General features: G+C 64.9%; 10 protein-coding genes. 6 read left to right on the top strand and 4 right to left on the bottom strand.

The features are described from left to right. The first annotated feature begins 104 nt into the window (after positions 1-104). From eutB to ACT7DK_RS03410, 4 genes are all read left to right on the top strand, one after another. Positions 105-1,097, top strand: coding sequence for a hydroxyectoine utilization dehydratase EutB (gene eutB / locus ACT7DK_RS03425; RefSeq protein ID WP_445396343.1), 993 nt, complete (start codon positions 105-107; stop codon positions 1,095-1,097). Positions 1,098-1,134: 37 nt separating this feature from the next. Next, positions 1,135-2,079, top strand: coding sequence for a cyclodeaminase (locus ACT7DK_RS03420; RefSeq protein WP_445396341.1), 945 nt, complete (start codon positions 1,135-1,137; stop codon positions 2,077-2,079). Positions 2,080-2,177: 98 nt separating this feature from the next. Further along, positions 2,178-2,972 carry a maleate cis-trans isomerase family protein gene (locus ACT7DK_RS03415; RefSeq protein ID WP_445396339.1) on the top strand — a complete coding sequence of 265 codons (795 nt, stop codon included), beginning with the start codon at positions 2,178-2,180 and terminating at the stop codon, positions 2,970-2,972. Further along, positions 2,969-3,862: a DMT family transporter gene (locus ACT7DK_RS03410; RefSeq protein WP_445396337.1), complete on the top strand. Its 894-nt coding sequence runs from the start codon at positions 2,969-2,971 to the stop codon at positions 3,860-3,862. Before ACT7DK_RS03415 ends, ACT7DK_RS03410 begins: the two co-directional genes overlap by 4 nt. Positions 3,863-4,170: 308 nt before the next feature. Here the strand turns inward: ACT7DK_RS03410 and lysS are convergent, their stop codons facing one another. Beyond that, a complete protein-coding gene (gene lysS, locus ACT7DK_RS03405; protein WP_181256419.1) occupies positions 4,171-5,655 on the bottom strand; it encodes a lysine--tRNA ligase in 1,485 nt (494 codons plus the stop codon). A gap of 256 nt (positions 5,656-5,911) precedes the next feature. Beyond that, a protein-coding gene (gene prfB, locus ACT7DK_RS03400; protein WP_445396334.1) for a peptide chain release factor 2 occupies positions 5,912-7,010 on the bottom strand; the annotation gives its coding sequence in 2 pieces (ribosomal slippage) (positions 5,912-6,934 and positions 6,936-7,010; 1,098 coding nt in all). Between the two features lie 200 nt (positions 7,011-7,210). Here prfB and ACT7DK_RS03395 point away from each other — a divergent pair. Beyond that, positions 7,211-9,091: a methyl-accepting chemotaxis protein gene (locus ACT7DK_RS03395; RefSeq protein WP_445396332.1), complete on the top strand. Its 1,881-nt coding sequence runs from the start codon at positions 7,211-7,213 to the stop codon at positions 9,089-9,091. A gap of 271 nt (positions 9,092-9,362) precedes the next feature. On the opposite strand, the gene recJ is transcribed toward ACT7DK_RS03395, so the two are convergent. Both recJ and xerD read right to left on the bottom strand, forming a co-directional pair. Then, positions 9,363-11,102, bottom strand: a complete 1,740-nt coding sequence (recJ, locus tag ACT7DK_RS03390; protein WP_445396330.1) for a single-stranded-DNA-specific exonuclease RecJ — start codon at positions 11,100-11,102, stop codon at positions 9,363-9,365. A gap of 248 nt (positions 11,103-11,350) precedes the next feature. Continuing rightward, complete coding sequence (xerD, locus tag ACT7DK_RS03385) at positions 11,351-12,238, bottom strand: site-specific tyrosine recombinase XerD (protein ID WP_445396328.1); 888 nt, start codon at positions 12,236-12,238, stop codon at positions 11,351-11,353. A gap of 75 nt (positions 12,239-12,313) precedes the next feature. Here xerD and fldB point away from each other — a divergent pair, with 75 nt between their 5' ends. After that, positions 12,314-12,829 carry a flavodoxin FldB gene (fldB, locus tag ACT7DK_RS03380; protein WP_445396326.1) on the top strand — a complete coding sequence of 172 codons (516 nt, stop codon included), beginning with the start codon at positions 12,314-12,316 and terminating at the stop codon, positions 12,827-12,829. The last annotated feature ends 243 nt before the right edge of the window (positions 12,830-13,072 follow it).

Genomic DNA, 13,072 nt, shown 5'->3' with positions numbered 1-13,072 from the left:
ATAGTCGGAAGCCGGAAGCTTCTAGCTTCGGCAAATATCACCCAGCCAGGTTCGCCCGTCGAACCTGGCTTTTGCGGTCATCACTACAAGAGAGACGACAAAGGATGCCAGCAACGGACGCACTCCCCGACCTGTCGCGGATCTATCAGGCCCGGCAGGCACTGCAAGGCCAGGTGGCGCGCACGCCCCTGATCCGCTCCGAAGCCCTGTCGCGCCGCTTCGGCTGCGAAGCCTGGCTCAAGCTCGAAACCCTCCAGCCCATCGGCGCCTTCAAACTGCGCGGCGCCACCTTCGCCATGAGCCGGCTCGGCCCGGAACAGCGCCGGGCCGGCGTGGTCACCTGCTCCACCGGCAACCATGGCCGCGCCATCGCCTACGCCGGCCGGCGGCTCGGCATTCACACCGTGATCTGCATGTCCCGGCTGGTCCCGGCCAACAAGGTCGAGGCCATCAGGGCCCTGGGCGCCGAGGTGCGCATCATCGGCAATTCCCAGGACGAGGCCGAGGTGGAAGCCCTGCGCCTGGTCGAGGAGCAGGGCATGGTCTACCTGCCGCCCTTCGATCACCCGGACATCATCACCGGCCAGGGCACCATCGGCCTGGAGATACTGGAGGATCTGCCGACCGTCGATACCGTCTTCGCCGGCCTGTCCGGGGGCGGACTGATAGGCGGCATCGGCATCGCCCTCAAGGGCATCAAGCCCACGGTGGAGCTAGTCGGCGTCACCATGGACAGGGGCGCGGCCATGGTGGCCAGCCTGGAAGCGGGCCAGCCGGTGCAGGTGACCGAATACGAATCCTTTGCCGACAGCCTGGGCGGCGGCATCGGCCTGCACAACCGCTACAGCCTCGAGGCAGTGCGACGGCACATGGACAGGGCTTATCTGGTCAATGAGGCCAGCATCGCCCGCGCCATGGTGCATTTCGTGGAGCACGAGAAGATGCTGGTGGAAGGCGCCGCCGTGGTGGGCGTGGCCGCCATCGAGCAGCACAGCCTGGACGTGCGCGGCAAGCAGGTGGTGTTCGTGGTCAGCGGCCACAACGTGGCGCTGGACACCTTCGACCGGGCCCGGGCGCTGGCGGCGGCGGCGTGCTGACCGGCCCCCATCAGGACATTTCGCTTTGGAGCAAAACATGAAGATTTATCATAAAGCGCAGATCACCGAAGTCACCGGCCTGACCGACGACGCCCTGGCGGCGGTGGAAGCCGGTTTCGCCGCCCTGGGCCGGGGCGAGGTCACCATGCCACCGGTGCTCAGCATGAACATCGGCGAGAGCAACGGCGAGGTGGACGTCAAGACCGCCCATATCCGCGGCCAAGAGCGGTTCGCCCTCAAGATAAGCTCCGGCTTTTTCGACAACCCCAAACTTGGCCTGCCCAGCCTCAACGGCCTGATGATACTGTTTTCGGCCAAAACCGGGGTGGTAGACTCGGTGCTGTTCGACGAAGGCTATCTCACCGACATCCGCACCGCCCTGGCCGGCGCCATCGCCGCCAAACACCTGTCGCGGCCGGACAGCGGCTCGGTGGCGGTGATCGGCGCCGGCCTGCAGGCCGAACTGCAGGTCGCGGCCCTGTGGCTGGTGCGCCCGATACGGGAAGTGCATGTATTCGCCCGCAACAGCGAAAGGATGCTCACCTACCAGGACACCATGGCACACAAATACGGCCTGCCGGTGACCCTGCACCAGAGCGCGGCCGCCGCCTGTGCCCGGGCCGACATCGTCGTGACCACCACGCCGGCCTCCAGCCCGGTGCTACACTGGGCAGACCTGCGCCCCGGCACCCACGTAACCGCCATGGGCTCGGACAACGGCCACAAGAACGAGCTGGAGCCGGCGATACTGGCCAACGCCGACACCCTGGTGGTGGACAGGCGCAGCCAGTCGGAGACCATCGGCGAGCTGCACCACTTCCCCGGTCCCTTTACCAAGCAGGTGTTTGAACTGGGCCAGGTGATTGCCGAGGGGCTTGGCCTGCGCACCGCACCCGAGCAGATCACCGTCTGCGACCTGAGCGGCACCGGGGTCCAGGACACCGCCATCGCCAACTACACCGCCGCCCGCCTGGGTGGTTGAAGGGTAACATTAGCGAAACAGAGTCAGAATGGGCAGGTGGCCGAAACCACCTGCAGCTGGCCGATCCCCTCGGCCCGGATTGCGCAAGGACACGCATCATGCCTCAAGCCCAAGACGCCTTTTCCGCCCTGGAAAGGCCCTATACCTTTACCACCCAGCTGCGCCAGGCCCGGGCCCGCATCGGCCTGGTACAGCTGGCCAGCGACTACACCCTGGAAAACGACTGGCGCCGTCTGGCGGAAGCAGGGATAGAGATCTACAGTACCCGCATGGCCTACAACAGCGTGATGACACCGGACTCCCTCAGGGCCACGGCAGGCAGCATTGCGGACGCCGCCGCCCTGGTGGCCCCGGGGCTGGAACTCGATGTCATGGCCTTCGGCTGCACCTCCGCCAGCATGCTGATCGGCAGCGACGGGGTAGCCGAACGCCTGACCCGGGATCGTCCCGGCCTGCCCGCCACCAACCCCTGGCAGGCCAGCCTCTGCGCCCTGCGCCACCTCGGCATCCGGCGACTGGCGGTGCTCACCCCCTATAATACCGAGGTCAACCATTCCCTGTACCGGGGCCTGCAGGACGCCGGCTTCGAGATAGTGGCCTTCGGCGCCTTCGGCCTGACCCTGGACACCGAGATCCCCGCCATCCATACCGACGCCATCATGGCCGCCACCGCCGATCTGCTGGGCCGCTGCCGGGCCGAGGGGGTCTTCTTCTCCTGCACCAACCTGCGGGCGGTGACGGTACTGGAAGAGATGGAACGGCGGTTCGGCCTGCCCATGGTGTCGTCCAACCAGGCGCTGTTCTGGCACGCCCTGCAGCTGGCCGGGCAGCAGCCGGAGATCGCCGGCTTCGGCCGGCTGTTGCGCACGCCATCCACGGAGGTGGTGCCATGAATCCGAGGCTCAACGGCATGCTGCTGTCCACCGCCGGGGTGGTGCTGCTGTCGCCGGATATTCTGGTGGTACGCTGGGTACCGCTGGATCACGGCTCCCTGCTGTTCTGGCGGGGGATATTGCTGTTTTTCGGCTTCGGCGCCGTGGCCCTGTACCGCTACCGCGGCCAGCTGGGGTCCAGGCTGCGGGAAGGCGGCCTGGCCGGTCTGGGCTGCGCGCTCAGCTTCGCCCTAACCACCTACTGCTTTACCCAGTCGATGAAGCTGACCAGCCCCACCGCCGCCATGATGATCATCAGCACGGCACCGGTGTTCGCCGCCGTACTGGCCTGGCTATGGCTGCGGGAAAGCGCCAGCCACCGCACCCTGATCACCATCGCCATCACCCTGGCCGGCATCGGCATCATAGTGGCGGACAAGGACGGCCACAACAGCCTGGCGGGCAATCTCTACGCCCTGGGCGCCGCCCTGTTCATGGCGCTCAACTTCAATATCGCGCGCCGGGCCGCCCCCCGGGATCTCAGCCCCATGCTGATCCTGGGCGGCCTCTTCGCCTCGGCGCTGGCGCTGCTGCACACGCCGGTTCCGGCCCTGCCTGGCGCCACCGAGCTGGGGGTGATGGCGCTGACCGCCGCCCTGCTGATGCCCATCGGCTTCACCCTGCTGCAGCTGGCGCCGCGCTATATCCAGGCCACCGAGGTCAGCCTGTTCCTGCTGCTGGAGGCAGTGCTGGGGCCTCTCTGGGTCTGGCTGGTGCTGGGCGAGGCACCGGGCGAGCGGACACTGCTGGGCAGCCTGGTGGTCTGCGCCGGCCTGTTGTTCCACTGCCTCGGCCAGTTGCCGAGAAACCGCGCCGGCCTGCCCCCCGCCGCCAGCCCGCCCATGGTTTGAAGACCAGTTATGACTGTTTAGGATCATTTGCAAAGCTTGCTCTGTCACCACTCAGCAAAGAGTCAACAGGGCCACCTCCACCGACACGCTGCGAGCACATCCCTGTGGCGCTCGGCACATGCCGTCCCTGGCATGTGACGGTCGGTGGGGGCCATCCCTGTTGCCTCTTCCAAGCTCCAGCGCTGTCTAACGCCCGAGTCAACAGGCGACAATGAAACGTTGGGGAGGACAAAAGTCCTCAAACCGGCTCTAAAAGCAAAAAAGCCGGTCGATGACCGGCTTTGAACTATCCTGGAGACAACCTGAATTTAGCGCTGTGGGCGCAGGGTCGGGAACAGGATAACGTCGCGGATGGTGTGGGAGTCGGTCAGCAGCATCACCAGGCGGTCGATGCCGATGCCCTGGCCGGCGGTGGGCGGCAGGCCGTGCTCCAGGGCGGTGACGTAGTCCTCGTCGTAGAACATGGCTTCGTCGTCGCCCGCTTCCTTCTGCTCCACCTGATCGCGGAAACGCTGGGCCTGATCCTCGGCGTCGTTCAGCTCGGAGAAGCCGTTGGCGATTTCGCGGCCGCCGATAAAGAACTCGAAGCGATCGGTGATGCTCGGATCGTTGTCGTTGCGGCGCGCCAGCGGGGACACTTCCGCCGGATACTCGGTGATGAAGGTCGGCTGGATCAGGCGGTGCTCGGCGGTCTCCTCGAAGATCTCGGTGATCACCCGGCCCAGGCCCCAGGACTTCTCGACCTTGATCTTGAGATCCTTGGCCACTTCGCAGGCGCCGTCATAGGTAGCCAGCTGCTCCAGAGTCACCTCGGGGTTGTACTTGAGGATGGCGTCCTTCATGCTCAGGCGCGCGAAGGGCTTGCCGAAGTCGAACACTTCCTCGCCGTATTTCACCTCGGCGGTGCCCAGCACCTGGGTCGCCACGGTGCGCAGCATCTCTTCGGTGAAGTCCATCAGGTCGCGGTAGTCGGCGTAGGCCCAGTAGAACTCCATCATGGTGAACTCGGGGTTGTGGCGCGGCGACAGGCCTTCGTTGCGGAAGTTGCGGTTGATCTCGAACACCTTCTCGAAACCGCCCACCACCAGCCGCTTGAGGTACAGCTCGGGGGCGATGCGCAGGTACATGTCCAGATCCAGCGCATTGTGGTGGGTGATGAAGGGGCGGGCCGAGGCGCCGCCGGGGATCACCTGCATCATGGGGGTTTCCACTTCCATAAAGCCGTGGCTGTTCATGAACTGGCGGATGGCCGCCATCACCTGGGAGCGCACCTGGAAGGTGCGGCGGGAGTCTTCGTTGGTGATCAGATCCAGGTAGCGCTGGCGGTAGCGGGTTTCCTGATCCGACAGGCCGTGGAACTTCTCGGGCAGGGGACGCAGCGCCTTGGTGAGCAGCTTGAATTCATCCAGGTTGACGTAGAGATCGCCCTTGCCGGACTTGTGCAGCACCCCCTTGACCCCGATGATGTCGCCGATGTCCAGGCCGCCGTACTGATCCTTGATGATCTGCTGGGCTTCCTTGGTGGCGTAGGCCTGGATGCGGCCGGACATGTCCTGCAGGGCCAGGAAGGGGCCGCGCTTGGCCATGATGCGGCCGGCCACGGACACCACCTTGCCCAGGGCTTCGAGGGCGTCCTTGTCGTGCTCGCCGAATTCGGCCTGCAGATCGCCGGCCAGGTGCTCGCGGCGGAAGTCGTTGGGGTGCGCGTTGGCCGGGCAGTCCTTGCGGATCTGCTCGAGCTTGGCACGGCGCTCGGCAATGAGTTTGTTCTCGTCTTGTAGCTGCTCTGTCATGATTAAGCCTTGTTTGAATCTTGTTAGTTAAATAACCGTTCCCAATCACGCCACACCGGCCGGAACCGCACGCAGACACGCCGTAAAAGGTATGACACTCGCGGTTTCGGCCTGCTGCGAACATTCACTGGATGTTCGGTCAGGCCGAAACCGCTCGTCACGGCGAGCAAGCTCGCCCCCTGGGGCTCCGCCGCGCCATCCCTGGCGCGAAGGGTCTGCTTAGCGGATCCGGCCGTTATGCCCAATGCACGGTTACTTAAAGCCCGGACTTGAGGCTGGCTTCGATAAACTTGTCCAGGTCGCCGTCCAGCACCGACTGGGTGTTGCGGGTTTCGACCCCGGTGCGCAAGTCCTTGATGCGGGCGTCGTCCAGCACGTAGGAGCGGATCTGGCTGCCCCAGCCGATGTCGGACTTGCTGTCTTCCAGTGCCTGCTTCTCGGCGTTCTGCTTCTGCAGCTCCAGCTCGTACAGCTTGGCCTTCAGCTGCTTCATCGCCTGATCCCGGTTCTTGTGCTGGGAGCGGTCGTTCTGGCACTGCACCACGATGCCGGTGGGCTCGTGGGTGATGCGCACCGCCGAGTCGGTTCTGTTGACGTGCTGGCCGCCGGCGCCGGAGGCGCGGTAGGTGTCGACCCGCAGATCCGCCGGGTTGATCTCGATTTCGATGTCTTCATCGATCTCGGGGTACACGAAGGCGGAGCAGAAGGAGGTGTGGCGCCGGCCGCCGGAGTCGAACGGCGACTTGCGCACCAGCCGGTGCACGCCGGATTCGGTACGCAGCCAGCCGTAGGCGTATTCGCCGCTAAACTTGACGGTGGCGGACTTGATGCCGGCCACTTCCCCTTCGGACAGTTCGATGATCTCGGTCTTGAAGCCGCGGGCCTCGCCCCAGCGCAGGTACATGCGCAGCACCATGTTGCACCAGTCCTGGGCCTCGGTGCCGCCGGAGCCGGCCTGCAGATCCAGGTAGCAGTCGGATCCGTCCTGTTCGCCGGAGAACATGCGGCGGAATTCCAGATCCGCCAGTTTCTTCTCCAGCGCCTCCAGGTCGGCCTTGGATTCCTCGAAGGTGTCTTCGTCTTCTTCTTCCACCGCCAGCTCGACCAGGCCACCGATATCCTCGATGCCCTGATCCAGCTCGTCCAGGGTGCCGACCACCCCTTCCAGGGCGGCCCTTTCCTTACCCAGTGCCTGGGCGCGCTCGGGCTGGTTCCACACATCCGGCTGTTCCAGCTCGGCGTTTACCTCTTCCAGACGCTCTTTCTTGGCATCGTAGTCAAAGGTACCCCCTAAGGAGCTGTGCCCGTTCAGACAGCTCCTTGAGTTTGTTGTACACAGGGTTTACTTCAAACATGGGTCGACTGACTCTCTGTTGTGCTGAGTGAGTGTGTTTGGCGGCTCGCCAAAATCAGGGCGCTTATTCTACCGAAAGCCGGCCCTGAACGCAGCAGGTCATGACCAGATTCCGGGCCACTATCAATATTTAGTTTCGATTAAGTTTTACCGGGCTGCCGTCGATATAATGAATCACTGCCACCAACCAGAACAAAAAAAGTGAACAACCTTAAATTAAAGCACAAGATTCTGTTAAGTTTTATCGCCGCCATTGTTATCACCGCCCTTATCCTCAGCGGCTTCGGCTTTCGGGACATGAAGGCCCAACTTTACCGGGGCAGCGAGGCGCTGGTGTCCGGCCTGGCGCAGAAGGAAGCCGAGAAGGTGGCCGACTGGCTGGGCAGCCGCCAGGCCATGCTGGGGGCCGCCGCCAGGCAGCTGGGAGACAGCCCCCTCTCGCCCCTGCAACTGATACAGGAGGCCGGTGATTTCCAGCTCGGCTTTTACGGCACGGCCGAAGGCGTCATGCACGACAGCGACCCCGGTATCGATCGTACCGGTTACGACCCGCGCAGCCGTCCCTGGTATCAACAGGCCCAGAGAGATAATGGAAACATCGTCACCGCCCCCTATCTGGACGCCGCCTACAAGGTGCTGGTGGTCACCCTCGCCCAGCCGGTGCAACACCACGGTCGTCTGGCCGGGGTGATCGGCGGCGATGTGGCCATCACCAGCCTGATCGAGGACATCAATGCCATCCGCCTGCCCGCCCGGGGCTACGCCATGATGCTCGACAACAACGGTACCCTGATCGCCCACCGGGATCAGGCCCGGGTACTGCAACCGGTCAGCAACCTGGATCCGAACCTGTCCGCTACCAACCTGGCTCGCTGGCAACAGGACCAGACCCTGCACCCGGTCACCCTCGCCGGCGAAAGCAAGTTGGTTTATGCCCAGCCGGTGCCGGGCAGCGACTGGCAACTGCTGTTCGTGCTCGATCGGGCGGCGCTGGAAGCGCCGCTCACTACCCTGCTGTGGCAACAGCTGGGCCTGACCGCCCTGGTCATCGTCGCCGCCGTGGTGCTGATCGGCCTGCTGGTGCAGGTGCTGCTCGCTCCCCTGATCAGGGTCTCCCGCGCCCTGGCCCAGATCGCCGACGGTCGGGGGGATCTCACCCAGCGCATCCACCTCAACAGCCAGGACGAAGTGGGCCAGTTGGCCGCCAACTTCAACCGTTTCGTCGGCAGCCAGGCGGAGCTGATCCGCCAGATCCGACACCAGGCCGGACACCTGGGAGCCAACGCCGAGCAGGCCTCGGTGCGCGCCAACCAGACGGTGACCGAGCTGGGCCGCCAGCAGCAGGAGGTGGCCATGGTGGCCACGGCGGTGACCGAAATGGCCTCCGCCACCCAGGAGATCGCCAACAACGCCGAGCACACCGCCACCGCCGCCCAGCAATCCTCCGTCAGCACCGAGCAGGGCAAGCAGCTGGTGCACAAAACCCGGGATTCCATCCAGTCCCTGGCCCGGGAAATGGAGCAGGCATCGTCGGTGATAGTGCGCCTGGATCAGCACGCCAAGGACATTTCCAGCGTGCTGGCCACCATCCAGGGCATCGCCGAACAGACCAACCTGCTGGCGCTCAACGCCGCCATCGAAGCGGCCCGGGCCGGCGAGCAGGGCCGCGGCTTCGCGGTGGTGGCGGACGAGGTGCGGGTATTGTCCCAGCGGACCCACGCCTCCACCGAGGAAATCCAGGACACCATCAGCACCCTGCAGCAGGCCACCAGCGAAGCGGTGAAGCTGATGGACAGCAGCCGCCACCTGGCGGATCTGAGCGTGGCGGATGCCCAGGACGCCGCCCGGGCACTGGCGGAGATCACCGCCGCCGTGGGGCTGATTTCGGACATGGCCAGCCAGATCGCCACGGCGGCGGAAGAGCAGAGCCAGGTGACCGGGGAGATCACCCAGAACACCACCGCCATCAAGGACGTGGCCGACGAGCTGGCCGAGGATGCGACCCAGTCCCTGCAGCAGTCGAAGGAGCTGCACAACCAGGCGGGCGAGCTGAACGGCCTGGTCAGCGCCTTTACCCTCTGAATCGTCACCGGTATTTACGGAATCATGCAAAAGGGCCCGAATGGGCCCTTTCAGACTGCTGACAAAGCTTCGTCGTTCTCTGTAGTCGCTCCCGCGAAGGCGGAAGTCCAGTGCAGTCCTTCATGGATCTCCGCCTTCGTGGAGATGACCAAGGCTAACCAGCAGTCATTAAAGAAGAGCGCTGGAAAAACAGACGATGGACGTTGTCATGACCGAAGAGATCGGCCAAAAAGCTCCATAAAAATCCCTTTCTGATATAACGGTGTCGGCCCTACAACGGAGCCAACTGCTCCACCAGCAGTTGCAGCTGGCGCCGCCCCTTCCATTCGTTCACGTCCAACTTGTAGACCAGCTCCACCTGCTGGATGGCGGCGTTGGGCCAGACTCCCAGATCCACGTTGAAGGCGATGGCGTCGAAAACGGTGCGCCCCTCGTCCGGGCTCAGCACCAGCTTGAGGTGCTTCTCCCCCACCAGCCGCTGCTGGATGATGCGGAACTCGCCGTCGAACAGGGGCTCGGGAAAGGCCTGGCCCCAGGGGCCGGCAAAGCGCAACTGCTCGGCCAGCTCCAGGGTCAGCTCATGGGCCGCCAGCTCGCCGTCGCTCAGGATTTCCCCGGTCAGCAGCTCGGGGCTGACCCACTCATCCACCATCCGCTCGAAGGCGTCCTTGAACGGGGCCAGCGCCGCCTTGGTCAGCGACAGCCCCGCCGCCATGGCATGGCCGCCGAACTTGGTGATGAGGCCCGGGTGGCGGCTGTTGATGGCCTCCAGCAGATCCCGCAGGTGTACCCCGGGAATGGAGCGGCCCGAGCCCTTGAGCTCGTCCTCTCCCGCCTCGGCGAAGGCGATCACCGGGCGGAAGTAGCGTTCCTTGATGCGCGAGGCCACCAGCCCCACCACCCCCTGGTGCCAGTCGTCCTGATGCAGTACCAGGCCCGCGGGCAACTCGCCGTCGCCGAGGCGCACCCGGGCCAGGCTGGCCAGCGCCTCCTGCTGCATGCTGGCCTCGATGGCCTTGCGCTCCCGGTTGAGTTCGTCCATCAGCGCCGCCAGTTTGCGGGCCTCGTCCAGGTTGTCGCTGAGCAGGCAGGCCACCCCCATCGACATGTCGTCGAGTCGGCCCACGGCGTTGAGCCGGGGGCCGAGGGCGAAGCCCAGATCCGAGGCCGCCAGCCGCGCCTGGTTGCGCCCGGAAATGTCGATCAACGCCTGGATGCCGGGCCGGAGCCGGCCGGCACGCATGCGCTGCAGGCCCTGGTGCACCAGCACCCGGTTGTTGCCGTCCAGCGCCACCACGTCCGCCACCGTGCCGAGCGCCACCAGATCCAGGTAGTCCGCCATGTTGGGCGCCCTGATCCCCTGTTGCTCGAACCAGCCCTGTTCGCTCAGCGCCGACCGCAGCGCCAGCAGCAGGTAGAAAGCCACCCCTACCCCGGCCAGGTTTTTGGAGGGAAAATCGCAACCGTGCTGGTTGGGGTTGACGATGGCGTCCGCCGCGGGAATCTCCTCGCCGGGCAGGTGGTGATCGGTGACGATGACCTGCATGCCCGCCGCCCTGGCCGCCGCCACTCCCTGGATGCTGGAAATGCCGTTGTCCACGGTGATCAGCAGCTCGGCGCCCAGGGCCGCCGCCTCGTCCACCACCTGGGGACTCAGGCCGTAGCCGTAGTCGAAGCGGTTGGGCACCAGGTAGCCGACCCGCCGCGCGCCCATGGCCCTCAGGCCGTGCACCATCAGCGCCGAGCTGGTAGCGCCGTCGCAGTCGAAATCGCCCACTATCAGTATGCTGCGCTGCTGCCCCAGGGCCTGCTCCAGCAGCCGCACCGATTCGGCCATGCCCTTGAAGCCGGGCTTGAGCAGGGCTCCGGCCTGCAGGTTGAGCTGCTCGGGCCGCACCACGCCACGGCTGGCATAGAGCCGCTGCAGTATGGGAGAGAGTTCGGCGGGCAACTGATGGAGCGCGACTTCACGCCGGCGGATGGGCAATCGGGAACGGACGGACATGGGCAAAACTTGTTTTTAAACGGGCCGACCACACTAACCGCGCCTGGGGGAATTTGCAACGCCCCGCCGTAGACAGAGCCGGAAGCGATAAGCTTGAAGCTATAAGAGGAGTGGAATGTCGATCCCGAATTGTGCCTGACGATTAGGCGACGTCCGCACTCGAACAAAATTTGCAGGCATAACGCTGCATCAATAAATCACGCCTGAACGGCTTCCAGCTTATCGCTTACGGCTTCCAGCTCCGCCGCAGGCGGTTATCCCCTGGGATGGTGTTGTTCATGCAGGGCGCTGAGCCGGTGGGTGGCCACGTGGGTGTAGATCTGGGTGGTGGACAGGTCCGAGTGGCCCAGCAACAGCTGCACCACCCGCAGATCGGCGCCGTGGTTGAGCAGGTGGGTGGCGAAGGCGTGGCGCAGGGTGTGGGGCGACAGCTCCATGGTGATGCCGGCGCGCAGGGCATAATGCTTGATCCGGTGCCAGAAGGTCTGGCGGGTCATCTGCCGGGCCCGGCGCGAGGGGAACACCACGTCCGACGGCTGCTCGCCCAGCAGCACAGGCCGCGCCTCCTTGAGATAGGTGGTCAGCCAGTACAGCGCCTCCTCGCCCATGGGCACCAGCCGCTCCTTGTTGCCCTTGCCGGTCACCCGTACCAGGCCCTGGCGCAGGCTGACGCTTTCCATCGACAGGCTCACCAGCTCGCTCACCCGCAAGCCGGTGGCATAGAGCAGCTCCAGCATGGCCTTGTCGCGCAGCTCCAGGGGGTCGCCCACCGCCGGCGCCTGCAGCAGATTGGACACCTGCTGCTCGCTCAGATCCTTGGGCAGCCGTTTGGGCAGCTTGGGGCCGGCGATCAGCACGCTGGGATCGTCGGCGCGCAACTGCTCCCGGTGCAGGTACTGGAAGAAGCGGCGCAGCACGCTCAGCATGCGCGCCGTGCTGCTGGCCTTGAAACCCAGATCCAGCCGGTGCGCCAGGTACTGCTGCAGGGTGAGGCCGTCCACCGCCAGCAGGCTGCCCCCCTCGCCGTCCAGCCAGGCGGCGAAGTGGGTCAGATCGCTGCGGTAGGAGGCCAGGGTGTTGTCGGAGAGCCCCTTCTCCAGCCAGAGGGCATCGACGAATTGTTCCACCAGGGGATGGCTCATGGTTACTCCGGGCTCTGCCCTGCGCGCGGGCTTCTGTTATGATAGGGCCATTGTCAGTTGAGATGACGGAACCCCATGAATATCGGTCTCTTTTACGGCTCCACCACCTGCTACACCGAGATGGCCGCCGAGAAAATCCGCGACCAGCTCGGCGCCGAGCTGGTCGATCTGCATAATATCAAGGATGTGCCGCTCAAGCGCGCCGAAGACTACCCCATACTGATCTTCGGCATCTCCACCTGGGATTTCGGCGAACTGCAGGAAGACTGGGAGTCCCACTGGGACGAGGTGGACCAGCTGGAGCTGGAAGGCCGGGTGGTGGCCCTGTTCGGCATGGGCGATCAGCTCGGCTACGGCGAATGGTTCCAGGACGCCCTCGGCCTGCTGCACGACAAGGTGGCCGCCCGCGGCGCCACCCTGGTGGGCTACTGGCCCAACCAGGGCTACGAGTTCGAGGCCTCCAAGGCGCTCACCGACGACGGCCGCTATTTTGTCGGCCTGTCGCTGGACGAGGCCAACCAGTACGACGACACCGACGCCCGCATCCAGGCCTGGGTGGCCCAGATAGTGGAAGAAATAGCGGCCTTGTGAGCTGCTGCTGAAGTAAAGTAAGCTCCCGCTAACCCACCCCAGGTTTTTCCACTAAAGCGGGAACCCGCCGACACGCTTCGGGACCTGTATCGCTCGGCACAGGCCGGATGTTGCGGAAACCGCCGTATCATCGCTTCGCGATGCTGGCGGCGCTGCAAGGCCTTCGGCCCCCTGGCGTGTGCCGGTCGGCGGAGGCAGTTCCTGTTGTCTCTTTCAAATCCTGATGCCGCCTGAATGGGGAAG

It is taken from the genome of Zobellella sp. An-6 (genome assembly GCF_052487945.1).
This window is presented reverse-complemented; position numbering and strand designations above follow the sequence as displayed.